The organism is Streptomyces sp. NPDC127068, assembly GCF_042724695.1.
In the GTDB taxonomy this organism is placed as follows: Bacteria; Actinomycetota; Actinomycetes; order Streptomycetales; family Streptomycetaceae; genus Streptomyces.
Genome location: NZ_JBHXEN010000002.1, coordinates 19,097 through 42,838 on the forward strand (window position 1 = coordinate 19,097; position 23,742 = coordinate 42,838).

At 71.3% G+C, this 23,742-nt stretch carries 23 protein-coding genes and 1 pseudogene; 7 read left to right on the forward strand and 17 right to left on the reverse strand.

The genetic code is table 11. The features are described 5' to 3' along the window. Positions 1 to 12: 12 nt before the first annotated feature. From ACFWIA_RS01405 to ACFWIA_RS01415, 3 genes are read left to right on the forward strand one after another with little or no spacing between them, the layout of a single operon-like run. Positions 13 to 774 (forward strand): SDR family NAD(P)-dependent oxidoreductase, encoded by a 762-nt coding sequence (locus ACFWIA_RS01405; RefSeq protein ID WP_386999215.1) that lies wholly within the window; start codon positions 13 to 15, stop codon positions 772 to 774. Positions 775 to 808: 34 nt separating this feature from the next. Next, positions 809 to 1,570 carry an SDR family NAD(P)-dependent oxidoreductase gene (locus ACFWIA_RS01410; RefSeq protein ID WP_386999217.1) on the forward strand — a complete coding sequence of 254 codons (762 nt, stop codon included), beginning with the start codon at positions 809 to 811 and terminating at the stop codon, positions 1,568 to 1,570. 19 nt (positions 1,571 to 1,589) lie between these two features. Beyond that, complete coding sequence (locus ACFWIA_RS01415; protein ID WP_386999219.1) at positions 1,590 to 3,749, forward strand: MMPL family transporter; 2,160 nt, start codon at positions 1,590 to 1,592, stop codon at positions 3,747 to 3,749. On the opposite strand, the gene ACFWIA_RS01420 is transcribed toward ACFWIA_RS01415, so the two are convergent. The 9 genes from ACFWIA_RS01420 to ACFWIA_RS01460 all read right to left on the reverse strand — a co-directional run bounded on the left by ACFWIA_RS01420 (position 3,688) and on the right by ACFWIA_RS01460 (position 12,984). Continuing rightward, positions 3,688 to 4,650, reverse strand: a complete 963-nt coding sequence (locus ACFWIA_RS01420) for a phosphatase PAP2 family protein (protein WP_386999221.1) — start codon at positions 4,648 to 4,650, stop codon at positions 3,688 to 3,690. The genes ACFWIA_RS01415 and ACFWIA_RS01420 overlap by 62 nt on opposite strands. A gap of 4 nt (positions 4,651 to 4,654) precedes the next feature. Continuing rightward, the gene (locus ACFWIA_RS01425; RefSeq protein ID WP_386999224.1) at positions 4,655 to 5,239 is read right to left on the reverse strand and encodes a sterol desaturase family protein; all 585 of its coding nucleotides are present in this window, start codon (positions 5,237 to 5,239) and stop codon (positions 4,655 to 4,657) included. An 80-nt stretch (positions 5,240 to 5,319) separates the two neighbouring features. Further along, a complete protein-coding gene (locus ACFWIA_RS01430) occupies positions 5,320 to 6,516 on the reverse strand; it encodes a beta-ketoacyl-[acyl-carrier-protein] synthase family protein (RefSeq protein WP_386999226.1) in 1,197 nt (398 codons plus the stop codon). Beyond that, complete coding sequence (locus ACFWIA_RS01435) at positions 6,513 to 8,312, reverse strand: beta-ketoacyl reductase (RefSeq protein WP_386999228.1); 1,800 nt, start codon at positions 8,310 to 8,312, stop codon at positions 6,513 to 6,515. Before ACFWIA_RS01435 ends, ACFWIA_RS01430 begins: the two co-directional genes overlap by 4 nt. Continuing rightward, entirely contained in the window at positions 8,309 to 9,379 is a 1,071-nt protein-coding gene (locus ACFWIA_RS01440) for a MupA/Atu3671 family FMN-dependent luciferase-like monooxygenase (RefSeq protein WP_386999230.1), read from the reverse strand. Before ACFWIA_RS01440 ends, ACFWIA_RS01435 begins: the two co-directional genes overlap by 4 nt. Then, positions 9,370 to 10,446 (reverse strand): 3-oxoacyl-ACP synthase III family protein, encoded by a 1,077-nt coding sequence (locus ACFWIA_RS01445; RefSeq protein WP_386999232.1) that lies wholly within the window; start codon positions 10,444 to 10,446, stop codon positions 9,370 to 9,372. The genes ACFWIA_RS01440 and ACFWIA_RS01445 overlap by 10 nt, the downstream gene beginning before the upstream one ends. Before the next feature lie 80 nt (positions 10,447 to 10,526). Continuing rightward, a complete protein-coding gene (locus tag ACFWIA_RS01450) occupies positions 10,527 to 11,354 on the reverse strand; it encodes a fatty acid desaturase family protein (protein WP_386999234.1) in 828 nt (275 codons plus the stop codon). A 500-nt stretch (positions 11,355 to 11,854) separates the two neighbouring features. Then, the gene (locus ACFWIA_RS01455; RefSeq protein ID WP_386999236.1) at positions 11,855 to 12,421 is read right to left on the reverse strand and encodes a TetR family transcriptional regulator; all 567 of its coding nucleotides are present in this window, start codon (positions 12,419 to 12,421) and stop codon (positions 11,855 to 11,857) included. Positions 12,422 to 12,489: 68 nt separating this feature from the next. Further along, positions 12,490 to 12,984, reverse strand: coding sequence for a hypothetical protein (locus ACFWIA_RS01460; protein WP_386999238.1), 495 nt, complete (start codon positions 12,982 to 12,984; stop codon positions 12,490 to 12,492). Positions 12,985 to 13,065: 81 nt separating this feature from the next. Between ACFWIA_RS01460 and ACFWIA_RS01465 the strand changes: the two genes are divergently transcribed. Further along, the gene (locus ACFWIA_RS01465; RefSeq protein ID WP_386999240.1) at positions 13,066 to 13,458 is read left to right on the forward strand and encodes a PPOX class F420-dependent oxidoreductase; all 393 of its coding nucleotides are present in this window, start codon (positions 13,066 to 13,068) and stop codon (positions 13,456 to 13,458) included. A 44-nt stretch (positions 13,459 to 13,502) separates the two neighbouring features. Here the strand turns inward: ACFWIA_RS01465 and ACFWIA_RS01470 are convergent, their stop codons facing one another. From ACFWIA_RS01470 to ACFWIA_RS01480, 3 genes are all read right to left on the reverse strand, one after another. Beyond that, a complete protein-coding gene (locus ACFWIA_RS01470; RefSeq protein WP_386999242.1) occupies positions 13,503 to 13,865 on the reverse strand; it encodes a nuclear transport factor 2 family protein in 363 nt (120 codons plus the stop codon). Between the two features lie 76 nt (positions 13,866 to 13,941). After that, the gene (locus tag ACFWIA_RS01475; RefSeq protein ID WP_386999244.1) at positions 13,942 to 14,733 is read right to left on the reverse strand and encodes a class I SAM-dependent methyltransferase; all 792 of its coding nucleotides are present in this window, start codon (positions 14,731 to 14,733) and stop codon (positions 13,942 to 13,944) included. 149 nt (positions 14,734 to 14,882) lie between these two features. Then, positions 14,883 to 16,016 (reverse strand): serine hydrolase domain-containing protein, encoded by a 1,134-nt coding sequence (locus ACFWIA_RS01480; RefSeq protein ID WP_386999246.1) that lies wholly within the window; start codon positions 16,014 to 16,016, stop codon positions 14,883 to 14,885. Here ACFWIA_RS01480 and ACFWIA_RS01485 point away from each other — a divergent pair. From ACFWIA_RS01485 to ACFWIA_RS01495, 3 genes and pseudogenes are all read left to right on the forward strand, one after another. Next, positions 16,015 to 16,482: pseudogene (locus tag ACFWIA_RS01485) on the forward strand (hypothetical protein); the annotation flags it as partial. The gene ACFWIA_RS01480 and the pseudogene ACFWIA_RS01485 sit on opposite strands and share 2 nt — an antisense overlap. Before the next feature lie 41 nt (positions 16,483 to 16,523). Further along, a complete protein-coding gene (locus ACFWIA_RS01490; RefSeq protein ID WP_386999248.1) occupies positions 16,524 to 16,694 on the forward strand; it encodes a hypothetical protein in 171 nt (56 codons plus the stop codon). After that, positions 16,682 to 16,993, forward strand: a complete 312-nt coding sequence (locus ACFWIA_RS01495; RefSeq protein ID WP_386999250.1) for a hypothetical protein — start codon at positions 16,682 to 16,684, stop codon at positions 16,991 to 16,993. The genes ACFWIA_RS01490 and ACFWIA_RS01495 overlap by 13 nt, the downstream gene beginning before the upstream one ends. Here the strand turns inward: ACFWIA_RS01495 and ACFWIA_RS01500 are convergent. From ACFWIA_RS01500 to ACFWIA_RS01520, 5 genes are all read right to left on the reverse strand, one after another. Then, positions 16,980 to 18,074, reverse strand: coding sequence for an endonuclease/exonuclease/phosphatase family protein (locus tag ACFWIA_RS01500; protein ID WP_386999252.1), 1,095 nt, complete (start codon positions 18,072 to 18,074; stop codon positions 16,980 to 16,982). The genes ACFWIA_RS01495 and ACFWIA_RS01500 overlap by 14 nt on opposite strands. A gap of 172 nt (positions 18,075 to 18,246) precedes the next feature. Then, a complete protein-coding gene (locus ACFWIA_RS01505; protein ID WP_386999255.1) occupies positions 18,247 to 19,452 on the reverse strand; it encodes a VWA-like domain-containing protein in 1,206 nt (401 codons plus the stop codon). A 14-nt stretch (positions 19,453 to 19,466) separates the two neighbouring features. Then, the gene (locus ACFWIA_RS01510; protein ID WP_386999257.1) at positions 19,467 to 20,657 is read right to left on the reverse strand and encodes an AAA family ATPase; all 1,191 of its coding nucleotides are present in this window, start codon (positions 20,655 to 20,657) and stop codon (positions 19,467 to 19,469) included. After that, entirely contained in the window at positions 20,654 to 22,582 is a 1,929-nt protein-coding gene (locus ACFWIA_RS01515; protein ID WP_386999259.1) for an ankyrin repeat domain-containing protein, read from the reverse strand. The genes ACFWIA_RS01510 and ACFWIA_RS01515 overlap by 4 nt, the downstream gene beginning before the upstream one ends. Then, positions 22,579 to 23,733 (reverse strand): gala protein, encoded by a 1,155-nt coding sequence (locus ACFWIA_RS01520; protein ID WP_386999262.1) that lies wholly within the window; start codon positions 23,731 to 23,733, stop codon positions 22,579 to 22,581. Before ACFWIA_RS01520 ends, ACFWIA_RS01515 begins: the two co-directional genes overlap by 4 nt. Between the last annotated feature and the right edge of the window lie 9 nt (positions 23,734 to 23,742).

Sequence of the window (23,742 nt, forward strand, 5' to 3'; positions counted from 1 at the left end):
TACAGTTGCGGAATGCCTACCGCTCTCGTGACCGGTGCCACGTCCGGTATCGGGTTGGAGTTCGCGCGTCAACTGGCGTCCCGCGGGGACGGGGTGGTCCTCGTGGCCCGGTCCGAAGTCCGTCTCCGGGAGGTGGCCGACGAGCTTCGGGCGGAGCACGGCGTCACGGCCGAGGTTCTCGTCGCCGACCTCGCTCACCGGGCCGATGTCGACCGGGTCGCCGAGCGGGCCCGGACCGTCGACACGGTGGTGAACAACGCCGGGTTCGGTGCGCGACGGCGCTTCCTGGACAACGAACTCCGCGTGGAAGAGGAGATGTTCGACGTCCTGTGCAGCGCCGTCCTCGTCATCTGTCATGCCGCGGGCCGGGCGATGAAGGAGCGCGGCAGGGGACAGATCATCAATGTGTCCAGCGTCGCCGGCTGGCTCGCCTCCGGTACGTACTCGGCCGCCAAATCATGGGTCACCGTCTTCAGTGAGAGCCTCGCGGGCGAACTCGCCCCTTTCGGAGTCACCGTCACCGCCTTGTGCCCCGGCTTCGTCCGTACGGAGTTCCACCAGCGTGCCGGTATAGGGACCGGAGCGATCCCGGGTCGAGCCTGGCTCGACGCCCGGTCCGTCGTGCGCGTCTGTTTGCGGGACGCCGGCAGGCGCAAGGTGATCTCCGTCCCGAGTCCGCTTTACAAGGGAATCGTCATTGCCGCGCGCTTGGCTCCCCGACGCCTTCTGCGACGGAGCGGAAGTTCTGTGGCGCGAGCCCGTCTTTCCCATTGAACTCGCCCTGGTTCTCTCGGATATCCTCTGCGGTATGGCTACTGCGCTCGTCACCGGAGCCACATCGGGAATCGGGTTGGAGTTCGCACGTCAACTCGGCGCACGCGGCCACCGTCTCGTCCTCGTCGCCCCCGAGGCCGAACGTCTCGAACGCGTCTGCGCCGAACTCGCCGGGACATACGGCGTCGAGACCGAGGCCGTCCTCGCCGACTTGTCCGTTCGCGCCGACGTCGAGCGTGTCGCCGGACGCGCGCACACGGTCGACTTCCTCGTCAACAACGCCGGTTTCGGACTCCGGAAGTGGTTCCTCGACAACGAGCGTGCCACCGAGGAGGCCCTCTTCGACGTCCTGTGCCGTGCGGTGCTCGTCATCAGCCATGCCGCGGGGCGTTCCATGCGGGACCGGGGCCACGGCACGATAGTCAACGTGGCCAGTGCCGCCGGCTGGGTCGCGGGAGGGACGTACTCCGCGGCCAAGTCGTGGGTCATCGCGTTCAGCGAGGGGCTTGCCTCCGAGTTGGCCGCCACGGAAGTCACCGTGACCGTGCTGTGCCCGGGCTTCGTCCGTACGGAGTTCCACCAACGAGCCCGGATCAGCCTGGACAAGCTTCCCGGGCCCCTGTGGCTCGACGCCCGGCGGGTCGTCCGCGACTGCCTCGCCGACGTCGACAGGGGCACGGTGATCTCGGTGCCGAGTCCGATCTACAAGACTCTGGTGTGGCTGGCCCGGGTCGCGCCGCGTCGACTCGTCCGCAGCGGCGGCCCGCTCACCAAACATCGCCCGCCCCTGAGGTGAGGGCGGTCGGGAGGGACCAATGAGCGCAGCGACGCACGACGGCCGGGTCGCTCGGGTCGTCGCGGCGGTGAGTCGGGCGTGCGTCCGACACAGATTCGTCGTGATCGGTGCGTGGCTACTGGTGGTGGCGGCACTGGTGACCGGAGCGAAAGTGCTGGGCACGCCGACGAACAACGACGTCAGTCTGCCAGGCACTGACTCCCAACTCGTGCGGGACCTGACCGTGACACCGCCCACCTCCGGGATCGTGATCGTCACGGCCTCGACAGGGCGGCTGGACGACGAGGCCCGCTCCCGCGTGCTGGCGGCAACGGCTGCCTCCCTGCGGCGGGTGGTGCACGTGACCGCGGTGCAGCCGCCCTCGGCGAAGGAAGGTTCGCTGGCGGCGGACGGACGCACCGGCTGGTTCACGATCGGGATGGACGTCCGCCGGGCGGAGCTCACCGAGCAGATGGCACGCGCCGTCATGGATTCCACCCGGCCCGCGGCCGATGCCGGCCTGCGGCCACTTCCGGGTGCGGCATTCGCCCAGGCCATCGACGGGTCGGGCGGCTACGGCACCGAGTACGTCGGTCTGACCCTGGCCGCACTCGTCCTCTTCTTCGCACTCGGCGGGCTCCTCGGCGCGCTGCTGCCCCTGCTGACCTCGGCGCTCTCGCTGATCGCGACGTTGGCGACCGTGGGACTCGCCGGGAACGCCACCTCGATCCCCACCGTGGCGACGACCATCGCCACCATGGTCGGCCTCGGCGTCGGCATCGACTACGCGCTGTTCGTGCTCAGCCGGTTCCGGGAGTCGGCGCGGGCGGACCTTCCGGTACCGGAGGCCATCGGACGCGCGCTCGGCGACTCGGGCACGGCGGTGGCCTTCGCCGGTGTGACGGTCGCGGTGGCACTCGCGGGGCTCGGCCTCACCGAGGTGCCGCTCCTCCAGACGCTGGCCTGGACGTCCGGGACCGCGGTCCTGTTCGCCGTTGCCTCCACACTCACCCTGCTCCCCGCGCTGACGTCGCTCGCCGGACGCCGGATCGCCCGCGGGGGGTTGCTGTACAACCGGCTGAGTCGGGCGCTCCGTCGCCGAGCCGGATCCACCGGCGACGGCGGCTACTGGGCCCGCCAGGCCGACCGGGTGACGCGTCGGCCCTGGCTCGTCGGCGGTTCCGCGCTCGTGCTGTTGGCCCTGCTCACCGCACCTGCGGCCGACCTGCGGCTCGGCCAACTCGACGCCGGCTCATCGCCGCCCTCCACTGCCGTCCGCCAAGCCAACGACGTCATCTCGGAGGCGTTCGGCCCGGGCACGGGGTCGCCGCTCACCGTGCTCGGTCGACTGCCGACGCCGGCCACCGATGCCGGGGACCCCCGCGTCGCCCGGTTCGTGGCGGCGGTGCGCACCCTGCCGGGCGTGGCCTTCGTCGGGCCGGTGACCTCATCCGACGACGGACGGGTCGTCACGGTGCAGGCGATTGCTTCGACTTCGGGGGGTGACACGGCGACGGCTGACCTCGTGCACCGATTGCGCGGCGTGTCCGTGCCGGGCGTGGCGGTGCACGTCGGCGGGACGACCGCCGCGCGGGTGGACCTCGCCGAACGCGTCACGTCCAAGCTGCCGGTCGTCATCGGAGTCGTGCTGCTGCTGTCGGTGGCCGTCCTGCTGCTGGCCTTCCGGGCGCCGCTGGTCGCCCTCAAAGCCGCCGCGATGGACTTCCTCTCTGTCGGGGCGGCCTACGGCGCCCTGACGGCCGTGTTCACCTGGGGATGGGGCGTGACGTGGCTCGGACTCTCCGGTCCGGTGCCCATTCCGAGCTATGTGCCGCTCATGCTCTTCGCCCTGTTGTTCGGCCTCTCGATGGACTACGAGGTGTTCCTGCTGTCCGTCGTCCAACAGCGCTGGAACATGACCAAGGACAACCTGCGAGCGGTGCGCGAGGGTTTGACGGCCACCGGCGGAGTGATCACCGCTGCCGCAATGATCATGATCGGGGTGTTCCTCGCGTTCGTGTCCAACGACGACCCGACGATCAAGATGTTCGGCACCGGAATGGCGGTCGCGATCGCGGTCGACGTGACCGTCGTCCGCGGTCTGCTCGTCCCGGCGACGATGGCGCTGCTCGGCGACCTCACCTGGTGGACGCCACGCCGTCGGCGGGCGGACGACCCGCGCCGCGCCGAGGCGGCCTGAGGGGAGACGACTCTCCCCTGGGGGAAGGGCCCGTGCGCCGCACGATGCGGACCGTGGTGGCGAAGACAACTCCGGCGAGGGCCATGCCGACGATCCCGTCGACGACGTAGTGGTGGTCGAGGTAGACCGAGGCCAGGAGCACGAGGCCGAAGAAGGCCGTCGCGACGACGCGGAGGGAGCGGTACCTCCACGCGAACAGGGCTGCGAGAAAGGTCTGTCCCACGTGGAGGGACGGCAGTGCGCCGAAGACGCTCGAACTGTCCCGGTACTGCGACGAGAACCACGAGATGCCCAGAAGCCGGTCGAACCGGAGGCCACCGGCCGCCTCCGGTGGTGCTGTGGCCACGGCCGGGCCGGTGCCGTACCTCTCGACGTACCAGGGCGGCGCCGTTGGATGGAGGAGGTGGACGGTGTAGCCGATGAGGTGGAGCGCGAGCAGCGCCCAAGTGACGGCTTGAGCCTCCGCGCGTCGCTCCCCGAACCGCCACCAGGCGGCCAGGGCGATGAAGCCGACCATGAACAAGAGGTAGACCAGGCCGCAGAGGGCGTCGAGGACCGGTGTCGTGTGGTCCTGCATCCATTCTGCCGGTGTCACCGGACCGTGAGCCGTGCGCACGCCGAACCAGGCCAACTCCCAGTCGCGGGGGCCGGTGACGTCGATCTCCACCCCCGTTGCCGCGGGTGAGAGCACACGTTGCCTGTCGTACACGAGGAACTGGATGAGCAACGGGGACGCGAAGAGCGCGAAGGCCCGCCAGCGGTGACACATGACGACGACCACCAAGGCCACCGCACCGAGGAGCAGTCGGAAGACCGGCGGGCCGTTCGACACGACCAGGTAGGACACGTACGCGACGCCCACGACGCGGGTGACAACAGCGAAACTCAGCACCCGGGGCACGACGTCACCGTGGGGAGGACGGCGCCGCGGAGTCACGGGCGTCCCGCGCCCGGCGCACCAGGACGTAGTCCTCCGCGAACGTGTCGGCGAGTTGCCCGGTCTTGGGGTCGAACAGCCAGGGCATCGCGAGCCGTTCGGGCACTGCGAGGGGCGTCTCGAACGGCTCGTAGGTGCCGAAGACGCGGTCCCAAACGGTCGTGGTCACGCCGAAGTTGCGTCGCGGGGTGTGGAAGTGATGCTGGACGTGGTGCAGTCGCAACCACCGTCCGTAGGCCGTGCGAGGCGGCCTCAGATGGATGATCCGGTGCAGTGCCTCGTAGCCGAGGTAGGCAAGCCCGAGTCCGCAGGGAAAGGCCACGGCCTCGTCGCGTCCGAGGGCGAGCCGGAGCAGCGCGACGAGGGTGACGACCACAAAGGCGAGGGTGAGGAGCTTGCGGGGCCAGCCGACCATGTGCAGCGGATCCGCGTGGTGGAGCGCGTGCTCCTTCGCGAACGGGTTGCGGAGCCGGCGCGAATGGAAGACCTGCCCGTGCAGGAGCCACTCAAGAAGGGTCCACGCCACTACTCCGCCGGCGAAGGAAGCCAGCATTCCCGCTGCATCGGTAACCGAATGGACCATGGTTCTGCCCTCCAGGCCGCTCGTGGGCGGCTGTGTGGTGATGTTCTGGGTCACAGCCGCCCGAACACCACGGAGGCGTTGAGACCCCCGAACGCGAACGAGTTCGACATCACCGTGCGGGTCCGGTGCTCCCGCGCGGTGTTCGGCACACAGTCGAGATCGCATGCGGGATCAGGCGCGTCGAAGTGGGCGGTGGGAGGTAGCACACCGTGTTCGAGGGCCAGGAGGGCGGCCAGCGCCTCGATGCCACCGGAGGCGCCGAGGGCGTGACCGGTGGTGCCCTTCGTCGAGGACATGGCCGGCACGGAGTCGACCCCGAAAACGGTCTTGAGCGCCGCCGTCTCGGTCAGATCGTTGGCGATCGTGCCCGTTCCGTGGGCGTTGACGTAGTCGATCTCGGTCCGGGGGACCCCCGCCGCACGCAGAGCGCTGGTCATGGCCGAGGCCATTCCTTCGGCACAGGGCCGGGTGAGGTGCCCCGCGTCCGCGCTCGAACCGGCGCCGAGCACCCGCGCCCGGGGCACGAACCCCCTCGCGCGCGCGTGCTCAGCCGACTCCAGCACCAACACGCCCGCGCCCTCGGCCAGGACAAGACCGGTACGGCCCGCGGCGAAGGGTCGGCAGGTGTCCTCCGACAACACGCCGACGGACTGCCAGGCACTCAGCGCGCCCTCGGCGAGATACGCATCGGTGCCGCCGCACACCGCGGCGTCGACGGCGCCCGACTCGATGAGCTGCGCGGCGATCCCGATCGCGTGCGTCCCCGACGCGCAGGCACTGGCGACAACGAAGGCAGGTCCGCGGAATCCGAACGCCATGGAGATCCAGCTGGCCGCGGAACTGCTCATCATCTTCGGCACGGTCAGCGGACTGAGCCTCGGCTGGCCCTGTCGGTAGAACCGCTCGTACTCCTCGTCCAGCGTGGCGACGCCCGCCGCGCCGCTTCCGATGATCACGGCGATCCGCCCGGGGTCGCAGGAGTCGGCGGTCAGGCCCGCGTCGTCCAGCGCACTCCGCGTGGCCGCCACGGCCAGCAGGGCCGACCGATCACACAGCGCGGGATGGGAGACGGCCGAACCCGTGATGAACTCCGAGGAACGGATCTCCGCCACCGGCACTCCCACCTGGGGACAGCCGGACGGCGGCGCGAACTTGAGGGACGGCTCGACAAGGCCGTTCCAGAACTCTTCCAGGCTCGCCCCCAGGGGAGTCAGTGCCCCGAGCCCGCTGACACAGACGTCCTTCATCGGGGGCTCCCGGAGGTCTGCGTCGAGACCTCGCGGAGCTGCTGGTCGAGTTGCCTCGCCATGACCGCGAGGGTGGAGTCCATGCCGAGCAGGACCTGGTCCAGCCCGAGCCTGACGGCGAATTCGCGTTCGACGACGAAGAGCACTTCGAGCGCGATGAGCGAATCGACTCCCATCATCGCGAACGAACTCTCGGGATCTATCTCCTCCGGCGCGCGCGACAGGATGCGTGCGAGGTGCCCGCCCATCACGTGGACGATGTACTCGACGCGATCCTCGCCCGCCAGCTCTCCCAGCCGCCTCAGGGCCAACCCCTGCTGCTGCCCTGCGGCGAGCGGCTCCAGCGCGGGACGTACTCCGACCCAGGGCAGCGCGTCGGCTCCCGCAGCGTCCCACGAGACCACGGTGAGGTTCGGCTGATCCTGGGACAACGCCATGTCGACGGCGGAGAGCACCTGGACGACGGTCAGCCGCCGCAGGCCCAGCCGCTGCCACACGTCGTGCAGCCGCGCCCCGTCCGGCGTGGCGCCGAAGCCCACCTCGCCGACGGGTCCCCACGCGATGCTGACGGCACGCACCCGGCCCCGGTGCAGGCGACGTGCCACGCCGTCGAGCACGGCGTTCGCCGCCGCGTAGTTGGCCTGTCCCGGGGACCCGAGCGTGGCGGCTGCGGACGAGAAGAGAACCATCGCTTCGGCACCCAGGTCCTCGGCGAGTTCGCCGAGGAGCAGTGCACCGCCGGCCTTCGTCGCGAGCAACACCCGGGTCTGCTCATCGGTGGCGGTCCTCAGCGAGGACACGCACGACCGCCCGTCCAGTCGCCAGTGCGAAGCGAGGTGGAACACGCCTCCGAGGGCGTCGCCGCGCTGCCGCAGACGGGCCGTGAGCGTGTGCACCGCCGCCGGGTCCCCGACGTCCAGGACCTCGTACTCCACGCCGCATCCCAGCTCCTTGAGCAGGTGGATGTTGCGCTCGCGCTCCGCGTCGAGCGGACTTCGACCGAGGATCAGCAGCCGCTTCGCCCCGCGGCGGGCGAGCCAGCGCTCGATCTCGAAGCTCAGTCCCGCCGCCCCTCCGCTGACGATGTGCAGCCGCTCCGTCGAAAGGCTCTGGTTGCGCGCGGTGGGCGGCAGCGACGAGGCACGCAGGCGTGCCACGAGCGGGCCGTCGTCCTGGAGCAGGATCTCGTCCTCCGCCGAGTCGGAGAGCAGGTAGTCCGCCAGCATCCGGCCGGCCGTGGTCGGATCGTCGACGTCCAGGTCGACGAGGCCGCCCCAGCTCTCGGAGCTCTCGGCGGCGTGGCAGCGACCCAGTGCCCAGACGAAGTCGTGTTCGGGCCTGACGACGTCGCGGGCCCCCGAGCCGTGAAGCCCGGTACGCGTCACCATCCACACTCTCGCGCCCGGCCGGGACGCCACCGCCTGGCATGCGTGCACCACCGCGTCGGTCCACGCCCAGTTCGCGGCGTCGGCCACATCGGGTCCGGTCAACGGCGCGGTCCCGTCCACGAAGAACACATGACGCTGCTCGGTTCCGGCGCCGTCGTCAGGGGGCTCCACGGACTCCGTCGCCACGTCCACGCGCCTGACGTCGACGCCCGGGGCGCTCTCCCGCAGCGTCGCGGCCAGTGCGTCGGCGCACCGACTCGGCCCCCATGACAGCAGGAACCACGCCGCGTCCGTCGCCGCACCCGGCCGGGGCTCGAACGCGGGCGTCTTCTCCCAGTGCGGGCTGAGGATGCGGATCGGATCGTCCTCGACGTCGTCGACCCGGGCCTGTGGTGCACGCATGGTCATCGTTGGCTCCCCCTGATCGGCTCTCGGGCGACGGACTCGTTCAACTCGGCGAGGTACGGCAACTGCCGACGGACCTGCTCGCCTCGCAGCCCGAAGTCCAGGAGGCAGGCGACCTCGTCGACGCCCAGCTCGCGCACGGTCTTGATCGTCGTCTGTGCGTCCTCGACCGTGCCGATGAGCGACCGGCCGTCAAGGGCGCGCTGGAAGTGGGCCCGCACGAACTCGTCGAGGTAGCGGGCGTTCAGCCGGTCGAGGTCGACGCTGCGGTTCCTCGCGGTGGCCAGACCTCGGGCCAGGGGCGCGATGGTCTTGAGGTAGTCGCAGTAGGGGTCCCTGACGACATCGATCACCTCGTCCCGGTCCGGGCCGAGGAAGGTGTGCAGCATGAGCGCGACGCGGCCGTCCGCAGGGTCGCGACCGGCCGCCGCGAACTCCTGGCGGTAGGCCGCGATGTTCTCCGTGAGCTTCTGCAGGTTGCCGTCGAGGACATGGGTCAGCACCCCTTCCCCGCGTCGGCCGGCGCTACGGAACGTCTCGACGCTCTGCGTGGCGGCGATCCACACCGGGAGGTCCTGCTGCACCGGACGGGGCAAGGCCCGCACTCTGATGTCCTCGCCGTCTCCCGAACGGGCGTCGTGCGGACCGCCGAGCCACAGGGCCCGCACCTGGTCGATCAGTTCGAAGAGCAGGGCGTGCCGCCGCGCGTAGCGTTCGGGGAAGAAGGCGAAGTCGTCCGGCGACCAGCCGGAGGCGAACCCGACCTCCAGCCGTCCACGGCAGAGGTTGTCGAGGACCGCCAGGTCCTCGGCCATCCGCAGCGGATCGTGCAGCGTGGCCACCAGGCTTCCCGTACGTAGTGTCAGGCGTTCCGTTCGGGAGGCGACGGCCGCCAGCAGCAGCACCGGGTTCGGGAACGGGGCGCCGAAGGTCGAGAAGTGACGCTCGGGCAGCCAGATTCCGGCGAATCCCTCCCGGTCCGCGAACTCGGCCAGTTCGAGGACGGTCCGGTACTGGTCCGCGGCGCTCGGCTCCAGCGCGCCGGAGAAGAACATCAGGCTCAGCCGCATGGGACCGCCCCCGCCTCGGCCGATCCGGACGGTGTGTCGTGGACGGGGCCTTCCCGGCTGCCCTCCACGTAGGAGAAGCCGCCGTACATGAACTTGGTCGCCTCCGCCCCGAGTACGCCGAGCACCTGTCCGGGCTCCAGGACGTGCTGCTCGCGAACGCTGTGCAGCCCGATCCACGTCGAGGCCGAGCCGGTGTTCCCGTAGTCGGCGGCGCAGTTGTGGAACTTCTTCGCCGGGATGCCCAGGAGGGGAGCGAGCACTTCGCCCATGCGGCCGTTCGCCTGGTGAGTCAGGTACCGGTCGACCTGCGGCTCGTCCAAGCCGATCGATCGCAGGGCCTCGAAGCCCGCGCGGAACAGGTCGAGACCCTCCTCACGGGCCAGTGCGTAGTCGTTGACGAAGTTCCTCGAACCCGGCTGGCCCGTGTCGTGCGCCGGTCTTGAGGAGCCACCCGTGGCGAGGCTGAAGCCGGAGGGCCTGCCCAGGCCGAGGGTTCCGAAGTAGGCGTTCGCGAGATGGGCGCCGCCGCCCCCCGTGTAACGGGAGAGGACGATCGCGCCGGCCCCGTCACCCATCTGCGCCGCGTTCACCAGTTGGCCGCGGTCCGTCACGGCTTCGTCGACGTCGAACAACACGGACCCCGTTTCGCTGCCGACCACGCACACGCAGTCCGCCGCCATCGAGGTCAGCATCGAGCCGGCGATCATGAGTGCGTTGGCGAAGCCCGTGCATGCCTGCCGCAGTTCCATGTACTGCCCCGGGTAGCCGAGGAGATCGGCGACCCACGAGACGTTCGGCGGCAGCAGCGTGTGCGGCGAAGTGGTGTGGCCGATGAGGAGGTCCACGTCATCGATCGTGAGCCCCGCCTGTTCGAGTGCGGAGCGAATCGCCCGCTCGCTCAACTCCGGGTTCGTGTCGCCGGCGCGGGGCAGCTCACGTGTCGCGGCGAGATCGCGGGACAGGAATCGCTGGTACACACCCAGTTGGTCCGCGATCTTCGCCACGAATTCGGACCGATGCCTGTCGTTCCCCAGCGCGATGAATTGCACCATGTCGTCGTTCGACACGGGCGGCCCCGGCATGGAGACACCGGTTCCGAGAACGTCAAGCCGAGCGGACATCATCCGGAATCCCGTCATCGACCCGGTCACCTCTCGGCCTTGGCCGGATCACTCTTTCGGGCCACGGGGAGGAACAGGGGGTTGGTGACGAAGCGCCGGGCGAAGGCCACGGTGAAGCTACGCTCATAGGGAACGCCGCGGGCGAGGAAGTCGTCGCGCAGGATCTTGCTCACCTTGACCAGTCTCGGTCCGGGCACCGCGGGATAGGCATGGTGTTCGGCGTGCCTATTGGCGCCGCTGAGGAACATCTGACCGAAGCCATCGCAGTCGAAGGAAGTGGACGCCCGCAGAGTGTTGTCCGCCACCAAACCCTGGTGGTAGACGATGTCGTTGAGACTGCCGAGCACGGACCCCGCCACGATCGTCATCAACAGGAAGCTCGACTGCGCGCTGGGCAGCACCGTGTAGAGCGTCGTGTAGAGCGCCACCGCCGCGATCGGCCCCCATAGCGCCCGCACCACGTTGTGGTGCTTCACAGCGATCAGCGGGGCACGTACCAGCAGGAAGATCGGTGCGCCGAAGACGGACGCGGCCGTGAGGAGGGCCATCGTGACCGGCGCGGACCGCCTGGGAAAGATGACCTCCTGGGGATCGGCTTCGGTGCGGAACCTGGCGTGATGGGTCAGGTGCGCTGCGCGGTAGCCCGGGTACGACGTCCCGACGACCATCGAAATCACCTCCCCGAGCAGTCTGTTCGCCCTTCCGCTGCGGGCCAGATGCCCATGCGCCGACTCGTGCATCAATCCGAATACGCCGATGAACTGGAGGGCACCGAACACGACGAAGACGACCTTGACGAGTACGGTGAGCGGACCCGAATACGTCGATCCGACGACTATGGCGAAGATCAGCATCGCCACATAGCAGAGAAGTTTCCATGGTTGCCAAGCAACGGGCGCGAAGTGCTCCGGGGGTAAGTCGCCCCGTCGGCTGAATGTGGATGCCATCTGAAGAATCGCCTCCTCTCGATCAAATCTTCGATTCGCCAGAATATAGTGCCGAGGGTTCGATGCGGAGGGCTACCCCCTCTTCGCGATTTGGCTTGATTTACTTATGGGGCGCGTGTCTGCATATGCTGCGCCTGTACATCATGGGGAAATTGAGTACCTGCGGGATGAGTGGTGACATGGGATTTCCTGCTTCCGCTCATTCGCAGGCGCGACGCAAGTCGATTCACCATGCGCTGTTCTTGTGACGGATCGCGTTGTTCGGCGTGGGTGAAGGCCGACGTGCGGGCGGGCCGCTTGCCGAGCGGCCTCAGGGGCTGGAAGTGCGGGTGCGCGGCACCCCGGCTACTCCGGTGATACGGAGAGGCGTCCGTGAGCCCTGGAGCGGAACGCCGGCAGGGACCGACTCACAGGAGGCGGCGCACGGCCTCGACGATCGAGCGGCGGCGGTCCTCGGTGCTCTCGGCCTCGATCGCCGAGGCGGGCAGGCCGGTGGCGTTGCCGGGGTTCCATGCGAGGGCAAGGCCCAGGACGAGGGTGAGCAGCGCGGCGGGCGAGAAGGCGGCGCCGATGCCTTCGTCCTTCTGCACCGCGGCGAGCGCCTCCAGCTCGGCGCCGCGTGTCACTGCCGCGAGTGCCGGGTCCCGGTCGTGGCTGTCGCCGCGCTCCAGGCGGTGCCAGATGGCGAGCCGGATGACCTCGGGGTGTTCCTGGGCGTAGTCGAAGAGGCGCCCCGCATAGCCAGGGAGGTCGTCCGGGGTGAAGGCAACCGTGTTCAGGCCGTGGGTGACATGGGTGTCGAAGACCGTGTCGAAGAGCCGTTCCTTGCTGCAGAAGTAGACGTAGATGAGGTTCTTGTTGGCCGACGCCGTCCTGGCGATCCGGTCCACCCGGGCTCCGGCGATGCCGTGCGCGGCGAACTCGTCGGTGGCGGCCCGGAGGATGCGCATCTTGGTGGCTTCGGCTCGGGACATGCGGGTCATCGTAGTGGGGGACCGAAGCGGTTGATGCAGTGCCGTGGACGTCCCTGTGCACCGGTCGGTCATCCGATCTCGAAGGCGTCGAAAGCCGCATCCGAAGCGAACAGCATGACGGTGCACCACAGGGTGACCCCGGCCATCAGCCAGCGGATCAGGCGCCAGCGGGGGATGCCCAGCGCGGCGCCGAGCAGGGACGAGCCCCAGGTGCCGAAGAGGACGGGGCCGACGATGCCGAAGCCCACCACGCCGTACCGTTCGAAGATCCGGCGCGCACGCCGCCCCGTGGTGCCGGCGAGTCGATCGCTCACGGCCGTCCGCACCGGCGTTGCACCGTCGGAGGCCCCTACCGCGGACGGCGACTTCCGGCGAGCCCGCCAGGATTGCCAAAGCGAGCGAGCCCGGCCCATGGCGAACACCGCGAAGACCACGCAGCACCCGGAGCCCAGCAGCACCGCGAAGAGCGCTACCGGTCCGGGCAGGGAAAGCGAGAGGCCGACGGGGATCGCGGGGGTACCGATCGCGAAGCCGGCCAGCACGCTCCAGATGAATCTCCCCACGGGGTTCCCTTCAGCAGCGTCGTGCGCGCCGTTCGGCCCTATCGGCGGCAGTCTAATTGACTAACCGGTTACCCTCTGGCCATGACGCATAGCGACGCGGTCCTCCGCGAGTTGGCTGCCGGCAAGTATCTGCTCCTCACCACCTTCCGCCGGGACGGCAGGGCAGTTCCCACCCCGGTCTGGGTCATGCTCGACGGTCAGACACTGGCGGTGTGGAGTGCGGCGGACGCCGGAAAGGTGAAGCGCATCCGCAACAGCGGTCAGGTCACGGTCGGCCCCTGCGACTGGCGGGGCAAGCCGCTCGGCGCCTCGACACCCGGCTTCGCCGAGGTGCTGGCGCCGGAGGATAGCGCGCACTTCACCGGCCTGTTGAAGCGGAAGTACGGGCTGGTCGCCCGGGTCGGACTGCTCGGCAGCAGGCTGCGCGGCGGCTCCGAGCGCTCGGTGGGCATCCGGATCCGACTGGACGGATAGCGAGACGGCCGGGGCGCTGACCTTCGACGAGGAGGTCCGCCGCCTCACATGGGCTCGACCGGACCGGCCCGCCCTTCGGGGCGCGGATCGGCTCCGAGGCTCGTCCAGCGCTCCCGGCCGCGTACGATCCGCCCCTGCCGTACGGTCCAGAACGAGGCCGCGCGGAACACGCCGCGATCGCCGTGCGGCACCTCGACCTCGGAGACCACCTCATCGCCGTCGGCCACGACCCGCAGCACCCGAATCGACGACCCCTCGGGATGCTCGCTGTTCACCGCGACGAAGTCCCTGTTGCCGACGATGCGCTCCCCGCTGACCGGCCACTCGACCACGGCATCGTCGGCGACCAAGTCGATAACGCCCGACCAGTCCCTCGCCTGGATCCGATCCCACGATGCCGCAACCACACCCGAAGACTCCCTGCGGGCATCCTCGCAGCGGCCGTGCGGGGACACGGTCGTCCCGGTCGGCCCCGCGACCTGGTCAGCCCGGCTTGACCGCCAGCGTCGCGTAGTAGTTCGACAGGTACTGACCGGCTGCGTTGGAGTGGTCCGGGGCTTCCGTGAAGCCGGTGAGGACGAACCCCGCGGCGAGTTGACCGCCGATCTGTGCGGTGAGGGTGTGGCTGTACTCCAGAGCGGCATCCGCGCCGAACTTCGTGGCGCGTTCCTCGGCGGAGTAGTGCGTGACGTCGCTGTAGGGCAGTTTGTGCACGACGTTCAGCTCGCCGCGCTCGTCGAGCGCCTCATGATCGAACAAGTACACATCAGGGTTGAGGAAGCCCACGAGCAGGCTTCCGCCCGGCCGCAGGACGCGGAAGCACTCGCGCCACACCGGTGCCAGGTCCGGTACGAACAGGTTGGAGACCGGATGGAACACGACGTCGAACGATGCGTCGCCGAAGGCACCGAGGTCGCGCATGTCGCCGAGGACGGTGCGCAGGTCGAGTCCGTCGCGCTCCGCCACCATCCGGTCCTGGCCGAGCTGGCCGGGCGAGTTGTCGAACACGGTGACCCGCGCCCCCGCGGCGGCGAGGATGGGACCCTGCTGGCCACCGCCGGAGGCCAGGCACAACACGTCCTTGCCGGTCAGGTCCGTCGGCAGCCAGGAGCGGTCGACCGACTCATGCCCGATGAGAACGGTCGACCAGTCGCCCTTGCGGGCGCGCTCCACGTCCTCGGTGCTCACCGGCCTCGTCCACTCGTCGCCCTCTTGGACGTACTTGTCCCAGGCCGCCCGATTGTGGGCAACGGGGTCGACACCCATGTCCTGCACGTTTTGACTCCCTGCTACGGCCGAGCGGACATCTGAGGTACTGACAGTCCGGTGCCGCCAGCCAACACCATTGCAGGGTGCGCGCTCAACGAAATTATCGGAGGCCGAGGTGTCCCCACGGGCGCGACGGGCGGTCGCGCAGCCGCCCGTCAGCCGAGCACACGGACCACCGACCGCATCAGACGGTCGTTCTCCGGGGCCGGGCCGCCCGGGAAGGCGTACCGGCGGCGGGTGTAGGCGTAGGCGAAGCCCTGCCGGGGGTCGGCGAAGGCGAGGGAGCCCGCGGCACCGCCGTGGCCGAAGGTGCCGGCGCCGAGGAACGGGAAGCGCACGTCCAGGGCGACGAAGCCCAGGCCGAACGCCTCCGGCTCGCCGCCCACCAGGTCCTTGCCCTCGGAGTGGACCCGGGCGAACTCGGTCGCCGTGTCCGGCTTCAGCAGTGGACTCCGGCCGTCCAGGCCGAACACGGCCGCCGCGTACGCACCGGCCAGACCGCGCGCGGAGCCGATGCCGGCCGCCGACGCCTGGCCCTTCGCACGGACGGTACGGGAGTTCGGGAGGGAGTACAGCTCGGCGTGGTCCGGCGCGTGCTCGTTGAGGGCGATCCCGGTCAGGTTGTACGGGCTGTAGGCAGCGGCCTCGATCTCGGCGGCCTGCTCCGGCGTCGGCAGCATCGGCAGGGTGGTCAGGAAGCGCGGCTCCTCGCGCTCCGGGAGGCCCAGCCACAGGTCCAGCCCGTACGGGGCGCGTATCCGTTCCTCGTACCACTCGTGCAGCGTGCGCCCGGTGGCCCGGAACACCACCTCGCCGACCAGCGCGCCGATCACGAGCGCGTGGTAGCCGAAGGACCGCCCCGGCTGCCAGAACGGGCGCTGCCCGGCCAGCCGGGCCGCGATCGCCCGGTCGTCGGCCAGCTCCTCCCGGGTGAGCCCGGCGTCCAGGCCGAGCACCCCGGCCCGGTGCGCCAGCAGTTCGCGCAACGTGGTCCCGCCCTTGCCCTCGGCGGCGAAGTCCGGCCAGTACGAGGCGACCGTGCGGTCCAGGTCCAGCAGGCCGTCCTGGACCAGGAGCGCGGTCGTCAGGTACGCCGCGCCCTTGGTGGAGGAGAAGACGCCGAGCAGCGAGTCCCCGGTCACCCCGTCCGACCACAGGTCCACCACCCGCTCGCCGCCCCGGTGCACCACCAACTGGGCGCCCGGAGCGTGCTCCTCGCCCGTGAGGAAGGCGGCGAACTCCTCCCGTACCCCCTCGAAACCGTCGACCACCGTGCCCTGGACTGTCATGAACTCTCCCCAATTGCCGTACGGATGCCGTGCTTTCCGTAACCCGGGGCTCAGGGCCGCTATTCCCGGGCGCCCGGTGAACGTCGACGCATCGCCCGGCGGGGGAGTCTCCCTCGGCAGCGGGAGGCCGTTCCCTCGCGCGGGGGATCCCCCGGGTCCCACCGGCCGATGGGATGAGGAGGTCAGCAACGGAGGGGACGCGCATGCACTTCACGAGACGGGTCTACTCGCCACCGCCGCAACAGCGGCCTCAGCGGCCTCAGTAGCGGGCCTGGCCGCCGTGCCCGCCCGGGCTGCGGACCGGCTCCGTGCGTCGACCGGTGAGGTGACGGACGCCCTGCGGGCGCTCCCGGGCCTGCGCGTCATCGAGGAGCGGTCGGGCGCCGAGCCGGGGTACCGCTTCTTCGTGCTCGGCCTGCGCCAACCGGTCGACCACCACGACGCGGCGGCCGGGACCTTCGAGCAGCGCCTCACCCTGCTCCACACCGCCGCTTCCACCCCCACGACGTGGACGGCACCGTCCCTGCGGACGACGCCGCCGTCCCCGGCCCGGACGCCTCCAGCGACGCGCTCTACGCCTGGCTGGAGAGGACCGCGGCCCTGCCCGTCTACGCCGACTCCACGGCCCGGCAGTTCGTTCCTACTAGTATCAACTCGGCACTCAAATGGGCTACCTGACCGTGCCCACCGATCATCTGAACGGACTCCTGAAGTACCCGGACGCCATCGAAGCCCGCAACTTCGTGCCGCGGACCGTCCCGATGCGCTTCGACGCGGAGGTCATGCCCGACATCGACCGCTGGGTACGGCGGCGCGCCCGTCGGATGCTCTTCGTCAACGGGGCTCAGGACCCGTCCGGGGCTGAGCCGTTCCGCCCCGGCCCCCGCGATGCGCGCGTGGTGTGCGTCGCCGGCGATCTCCCGCTCGCTCGGCCGGACAGGGCTGACCGGGGCGCGCACGTGCTCAGCGCGTGGTGATCCGGAAGGTGCTGAGTACGGCCTTGTGGTCGGTCGGCCAGGTCCAGGTGGGCTCCCAGAACCTGTCCCTGCCCGATTCCTCGACCCGCTCGTTGCGCACGATGGTGCGGGACGGCCCCACGATGACGCTGTCGAGCAGCCGGATCCGGCGGTCCGGGTGGTAGAAGACGAAGTCGATCCGGTCCCGCTCGTCGGCCTTCGGCGCCCAGGTGAGCTGACCGACGTCGACGCCCGGGTTGTCGCTCGGCCAGGTGAAGCCCGGCCTGCGGACCGGGTCCGGGTGGATCACGCGGTAGCTGTCGCGGAAACCGGCGTCCTCGATCGCCTTCGTCGTCGACCAGGGGACGACGGCACCGTGGTGGTCGAACAGGTTCCGGGTCCGGTGGTTCCAGTCCCGGTGCGAGGGTTCGTTGAAGTCACCGGCCAACAGCGTGAGCCGCCCCTTGGCCCGTTCCCTCGCGGCGTCCGCGAGCACCGTCCTCGTCGCCTTCGTGCGTCCCGAGGCCGTGTTGAGCCGGGTGATCAGGCCGACGTCGGTGATCGGACCGGTCGGGATCTCGCCCCAGCCGTACTCGGAGGTCTCCAGGGGCGACGGGGTGCCGCCGCCGTAGCCGCGCGGCAGGTAGGTCACGTAGTAGCGGTACTCCAAGTGCCCGGAGTACGCCGCGACCTCGGTGCCGTCGACCGAGACGACCGCCTTCGACCAGGACGGGAACGACGCGTGCTCGACGATCGGGTGGCGCGAGATCACCGCGGGGTCGACCGGGTTCTCGTTGTCGAAGTAGGTCAGCCCGCGGTCCGCGAGATCGGCCAGGAGACGGGCCACCCGCTCCGGGTTCGACTCGCTGAGCATCACCACGTCCGGTTCGACCGCGGCGATGGTGTCGGCGATGCCGGCCCGGCCGCCCGGCACCCGGCTGCCGCCGAGCCAGATGTTGAACTGCATGACCTTGAGCTTGCGGTGTGCGGGCCCGCCGTGCTTCCGCCCACCCTGCGGGGCGGCCTCGGCCGCGCCCGTTGCCAGCACTCCCGCTCCGACGGTCGCGCCGACCATCCCGAGCAGCTCACGACGCCTGACCATCAGTGACCTCCATCAACCACCTGCATCCATGGCCCGGTCAGGTTCGAAACGAGCCAGGACACACTGTTGAGGCCCCTCGTGCACGAAACGTGAACCCAAGTGCAACGTCAGATGTTTAATGATCAAAAGCGGTCGCGCCGGGGTTACCCACCGCCCGGCGCTACCGCGCACGTCAGCGGGGTGGGGGGATGCGTACGGTCTCCGCCCAGGGCGGGGGCTGCGGCGGGTCCTCGCCGATGAGGGCGGCGATCAGGCGGGCGGAGACGGGTTCCGGAGGCCAGGGGGTGTAGCCGTCGGTGAGGACGACGACGATGTTCGGCGGGTCCTGGGCGGCGAGTGCCGTACGGATGCCGACGGTCATGTCCGTACCGCCGCCGCCGGCGAGTTCGACCTGGTCGACGGCGGTCACCCGGGCGACGGCCTGGACGTCCGCGTCACAGGCGAGGACGGCGACCCGGTTGCCGCCGACGCCCACCTCGCGCAGTACGCCCGAGACCTCGGCGAGGGCGGCGGCGAGGTCGTCCTCGCCCATCGAGCCGGAGGTGTCGACGACGATGGCCACGCGGGGCAGGGGCCGGCGCAGGCTGGGCAGTACCACCCGGCCGCCGAGGGCGGGGGTGCGGCGTGAGGGGCGACGATAGGTGTAGTCGACCGCGCCGCCCGCCCATGCCGCGGCTTCCCGGACGGCGCCGGTGAGTGCCTTGCGCCAGTCGACGGTGGGTTCCAGGAGCTCTTCCGCCCAGCGCCGCCAGCCCGCCGGAACCGTCCCCCGGGACCGCGCGTGGGCGCGGACGGCCTGCGCGGTCTGGCGGCGCAGGGCCTCGGACTCCACCGGGCCGACACCGGCCGTGCCGGTGTCGGCGTGCTCGCCCAGGTCCCACGGGGCGGGGACGCCGTGGGCCCCCGATCCGCAGTCCGGCGGGTGCGGGGGCGAGGCCGGGACGTCCCGCAGGTACTCCTCGAAGAGTCGCCCGGCCGGCAGCCCGAAGAGCTGCGGTTCCATCCGTCCGGGGGGCAGCCGCAGACCGTCGGAGATGAGGTCGTCGTTGATCTCGCAGTCCTGGGCGATGTTGACCCGGACGTGGTCCCGCAGGTCCGCGGCCGGCAGCCGGTCGGCGCGGCCGTGGTGATCCCGCAGCAGGTGGGCCGCCTCGTGGATCCACACCCCGGCCAGTTCCTCGACGGCGGTCGCGTCGACGAAGGCGGGCGCGACGTAGCAGCGCCAGTACCGGTCCACCGCCATCGTGCTCACCCGGTCCGACGGCACGACGGTGAGGGCGTACAGGGCGGAGGCGAGGTACGGGCGGGCCTCGGTGGCCTGGTAGCGGGCGGCCAGCAGCTTGGCGCGGTCGAGGCCACCGCCCGGCGCGGAGGGCATGGCGTGCCGGCCGGTCAGCGCCCGCCCGGCAACGCGCCGGCGAGCTGCAACAGTTCGAGGAAGGCGTCGATGCCGGGCGGGATGGGCCAGTGCGGTTCGCGCATCGCGGCGAGGTCGCGGGCCGCCCGAGCCGCCACGTCGGGCACTCCGGCGTCCACCGCCTTGGCGAGCACCTCCCAGCCCGCCTCCCAGCGCGGGCGGGTCGGTTCGCTCTGCACGGCGGCGACCACGGCGATGAGGAACGCCAGCTGGCGGTCGCCGCGCTGGGGCAGCGCGAAGGCCGACGGATCGGCGAGCACCCGGTCGGGGTCGGGCAGGTCCAGGTTCTCCAGGTAGGAGAGGAGTTCGATGCCGGCGGCCTCGCCGACGGCGCCCATCAGGGCGGTGGCCCGTGCCTCGCGCCCGGCGCCCGAGGCGTATCCGGTGGCCAGCAGCCGCAGCGCCATCTCCCAGGTACGGGGCGAGGGCCAGGCCCGGCCGCGGCCCTCGGCCTCCTTCGGCATGTGGTGGGCGAGACCCGGACGGGCGGTGAGGAATCCGCTGATGACGCCCCGGGCGCGGGCGACCGAACCGGACGCGCGTCCCCGGTCCACCGTCGGCAGGGCGGTTTCGGGCCAGGTGCCGGCCATGCCGCGGGCCACGGTGCGCGGGTCGTGCGTCCAGTCGAGGTGCACGAAGCGGTTGGCGAGCGGCGGGCTGAGGTGCCAGCCGTCGGCGGCGCTGGCGGGCGGGTTGGCGGCGGCGACGATGCGTACCGACGCGGGGAGCGCCAGGCTGCCGACCCGGCGTTCGAGGACCACGCGGAGCAGTGCGGCCTGCACGGCCGGCGGCGCCGAGGACAGCTCGTCGAAGAACAGCAGGCCGTGTCCGGTACGGGCGAGCCGGACGGCCCAGTCCGGCGGCGCCATCGGCACGCCCGAGCTGGCGGGGTCGTCGCCGACGATCGGGAGTCCGGCGAAGTCGGACGGTTCGTGGACGCTGGCGACGACGGTCTCCAAGTGCACGCCGAGGGCGTCGGCGAGCTGTTCCATGCCGGCGGACTTGCCGATGCCGGGCTCGCCCCACAGCAGGACGGGCTGGTTCGCCGTCACCGCCAGGGCCAGGGCCTCCAACTGGGGGTTGGTGGCCGGTTCGGTCCTCGTGGTGCCCAGGCGGTTGTTGAGGTCGTCGGCGGCAGCGAGGGCTGCGGGTACGGGGGCGGTCACGGGTGCATGTCCTCGTCGTCTGCCTCAGGGTCGCCGTCGGTGCGGTCCTCGGTCCCGCTCCCGGAGGGGTCCGCAGCGGTGGCCGGGTCCGGTGCCCCGGCCGCTTCCTCGTCCTCCTCCGGCTCCTCGTCCCAGTCGGCCTCGACGTCGCCGTCGGCGGAGTAGCGCTCGTCCAGGTGGCTGTCGAACCAGTCGGAGCCGATGTCCGGGTGCTCCCGTAGGACGCGCATGCGCAGGAACGTCAGATCGGTCCGCTCGTAGCGGCGGATCACCTGTGCGAGGGAGAGTTCCATCTCGTCGATGACGTCGATCCTGGCGCCGGCGGCGAGCAGGTCCCGGACCAGGTCGGCCGAACCGCCCTCCTGGACGGCGCTCTGGAGCGGAGTGCGGTGCGCCCCGTCCTTCGCCTCCAGGTCCAGTCCGGCGGCCAGCAGGCGCGGCAGCAACGCGCGGTGGTCGAGGAGGCGGAGGGCGTGCAGCAGGCCGCGGCCCTTGCGGTCGCGGACGTGCGGGTCCGTGCCGGCGTCGAGGAGCGCCGTCACGGCGGGCGTGTCGCCGTGCTGGGCGTGCAGGAACAGGGCGTTGCGCTGCTCCCGCAGGGCCTTCGGCAGCTGTCCCTCGCCGCTGGTCCACTTGACCTGCGCGGCGAAGCAGCCGCTGATGGTGCCGCCGAAGGCGCGCAGCGCCAGCTCGCGCTGCCGTTCCTGTGCGGTGTGCGGGCCCGCCAGCTCGCCGTCGCGCGACACGACCTCGTGCCAGGCGCCGCCGCAGCGGACCCGGACGGGTTCGGGCATCCGTGGGCCGGGCGGGCCGGTCACGGGGCCGGCGTGCGGGAACAGTGCGGCGGCGACCAGCGGGTGCAGCTCCTCGGGCCGTATCCGGCCGGCCCGCAGCAGACCGATGTCGGGCAGCCGCTGCCAGACGTACGAGGGCAAGCTCGGACTGTCGTCCTCCTCGCTCCGGTCGTGGCCGGTGACGCGCAGCGGAGCGCGGTCGGGGTCGGCCGGGTCGAGTGCGGCCCGGAGGTGGCCGCGCCACTCCACGGGGAGGCGGAAGCGCGACCCGCGTCCCGCGCGGGCCAGGAGGCGCATCTCGGGGGCCAGGCGGGTGAGGTCGGGGGCGATGAACGAGGTGAGCCGGGCGACGTCGAGCTGCTGGAGGGCGCGTGGGCCCTGCGGCGGCGGAGTGAGGTCGAGGCCGAGCCCGGCGGCGGCGTACGCCTCGGTGTGCTCGCCGCGTGCCTGGAGGACCGCGACCCACTCCGCGAGGGCGGCCGGGTCGGCGCTGCCGGGGTGTGCGTCCGGGAGTTCCTCGGGGGAGCGGGGCGTGCCGTCGAGGTGGAGGAACGGCAGCCGGCCGTGGGGAACGGAATCGACGGCGTCGACGGCGCCCGCGCTCCGGCGCAGTTCGCCGGTGCGGCGGGCGTCCCAGAAGCGGCGGGCGGCCGTCCAGTCCTCCGTGAAGTAGTGCAGTCCGTGGAGTTCGTCGTCGCCGGGCGCGACGGCCGGGCCGAGGTGCAGGCGCAGTCGCTGCGGCCCGGCCAGCATCGGGGTGTTCGTCAGCGACAGGACGCAGCCGGAGTCGCCGTACGCGGCGAGGACGACACGGCGGCAGCAGGCGAGGGTGGTGTGGCCGCCGAGCGTGCGCGGGAGGTGCCAGCGCAGCAGGTCGGGCGCCAGGTGCCGCAGGTCGTCGGCGACGCGGGCGGCCACGTCGGTGCCGTACCGGTCGGCGATCCGCTCGGGGTCGAGGTCGTCCGGCACGTCCACGGCCGCCGCGGCACAGGCAGCCCGCCAGTCGCCGGCCTCCCGGGCCTGGGTGGCCCGTTCGATCATCCAGCGGGGTACGGCGTAGCGGCGGACGCGGGCCCAGGAGGAGACGTCCTCGAGGGAGAGGCCGCCGGGCGGGACGGGACGCGCGGTCACCGGTACACGCTCCCGATCGCCCGCAGGTCGGGGTGGGTCGGCAGGGCCGGCCGCAGCCGTTCGGTGAAGGACCGCTTGAGGCGGCGGGGCGTGCCGGGGCCGAGGCCCACGTATTCGAGGCGGTGTCCTTCGGGGAGCGCGGCGAGCAGGCTCTTGGCGCCTCGGCCGGTGATGCCGGTGTGGCGTAGTTCGAGTCGGCGCAACGGGCTTCCGGGCAGGGCGGCGGCCAGTGTCCGGGCGCCGTCGTCGCCGGTGGTGTTGCCGGGTGAGCCGAGGCTGCGTTCGGACATGGCCCGGCCCAGGTCGAGGGTCTCGATGCCGTCCAGGGCGTCGGCGAGGGCGCGGGCTCCGGCGGGGCCGATGCCGTTGCCGCCCAGCCCGAGCCGCACGGGCCGGGTCGGGTCGGTGGCGGCGGCCAGGGTGGCGGTGCCCTCGTCGCCGAGGTGGTTGGCCGTCAGGTAGAGCTCGCGGACACCGGCGTCGCGGACGAGGGCGGCCAGCAGCGGGGCGTCGGCGGCGGTCAGTCCGTTGCCCCCGAGGAAGAGCCGTTCGAGCGGCGCCCCGCGGTCCAGCAGGGCGTCGAGGAGGATCCGTACGCCCTCGGGTCCGATCCCGGAGTTGACGAGGTCCAGGGTGCGCAGTGCGCTGTTGCGGCGCAGCAGCGCGGCGAGGGTGCGGGCGCCGGTCACGGTCACCGGGTTCCGCTTGAGCCACAGGGCGCGCACCGAGGTGTCCTCGGCGAGTGCGTCCGCGAGCGCGGTGACGCCGGCCGGGCCGATGCGGTTGCAGCCGAGGTACAGGGTCCGGATGCCGTGAGCGGTGCCGGCGTCCCGGGCGGCGGCCAGGGCACCGGTGACGGACCGGACGCCCTCGTCGCCCAGTGAGTTGGTGCCGAGCAGCAGGTGCGTGGCGTGCGGGGAGCCCGCGGCCACGGGCAGCAGGCGCGCCGCGCCCGCGGGGCCGAGTCCCTGCTTGCACAGGTCCACCCGGCCGTCGGCGCGCAGCGTGCCCAGGGGGAACGCCTCGTCCTCGGCGACGGGCCGGGCGTCGACGAGTCGGGCCAGCAGCGGCGTGAGCAGCGCGGGGTCGGCGAGCGGTAGATCGGGATGCTCGATCGCGGGGCAGCGTACGGGCGTTGTCGGCTGGTCCATCACCACTCC

Coding starts and splice junctions, on each gene's coding strand:
- ACFWIA_RS01425 (WP_386999224.1), bottom strand. CDS start 5,239: ATGCTGGCTTCCTTCGCCGGCGGAGTAGTGGCGTGGACCCTTCTTGAG.
- ACFWIA_RS01405 (WP_386999215.1), top strand. CDS start 13: ATGCCTACCGCTCTCGTGACCGGTGCCACGTCCGGTATCGGGTTGGAG.
- ACFWIA_RS01500 (WP_386999252.1), bottom strand. CDS start 18,074: ATGGTCAGGCGTCGTGAGCTGCTCGGGATGGTCGGCGCGACCGTCGGA.
- ACFWIA_RS01410 (WP_386999217.1), top strand. CDS start 809: ATGGCTACTGCGCTCGTCACCGGAGCCACATCGGGAATCGGGTTGGAG.
- ACFWIA_RS01415 (WP_386999219.1), top strand. CDS start 1,590: ATGAGCGCAGCGACGCACGACGGCCGGGTCGCTCGGGTCGTCGCGGCG.
- ACFWIA_RS01440 (WP_386999230.1), bottom strand. CDS start 9,379: ATGCGGCTGAGCCTGATGTTCTTCTCCGGCGCGCTGGAGCCGAGCGCC.
- ACFWIA_RS01430 (WP_386999226.1), bottom strand. CDS start 6,516: ATGAAGGACGTCTGTGTCAGCGGGCTCGGGGCACTGACTCCCCTGGGG.
- ACFWIA_RS01465 (WP_386999240.1), top strand. CDS start 13,066: ATGACGCATAGCGACGCGGTCCTCCGCGAGTTGGCTGCCGGCAAGTAT.
- ACFWIA_RS01480 (WP_386999246.1), bottom strand. CDS start 16,016: ATGACAGTCCAGGGCACGGTGGTCGACGGTTTCGAGGGGGTACGGGAG.
- ACFWIA_RS01450 (WP_386999234.1), bottom strand. CDS start 11,354: ATGCTGATCTTCGCCATAGTCGTCGGATCGACGTATTCGGGTCCGCTC.
- ACFWIA_RS01495 (WP_386999250.1), top strand. CDS start 16,682: ATGGGCTACCTGACCGTGCCCACCGATCATCTGAACGGACTCCTGAAG.
- ACFWIA_RS01520 (WP_386999262.1), bottom strand. CDS start 23,733: ATGGACCAGCCGACAACGCCCGTACGCTGCCCCGCGATCGAGCATCCC.
- ACFWIA_RS01455 (WP_386999236.1), bottom strand. CDS start 12,421: ATGTCCCGAGCCGAAGCCACCAAGATGCGCATCCTCCGGGCCGCCACC.
- ACFWIA_RS01435 (WP_386999228.1), bottom strand. CDS start 8,312: ATGACCATGCGTGCACCACAGGCCCGGGTCGACGACGTCGAGGACGAT.
- ACFWIA_RS01505 (WP_386999255.1), bottom strand. CDS start 19,452: ATGCCCTCCGCGCCGGGCGGTGGCCTCGACCGCGCCAAGCTGCTGGCC.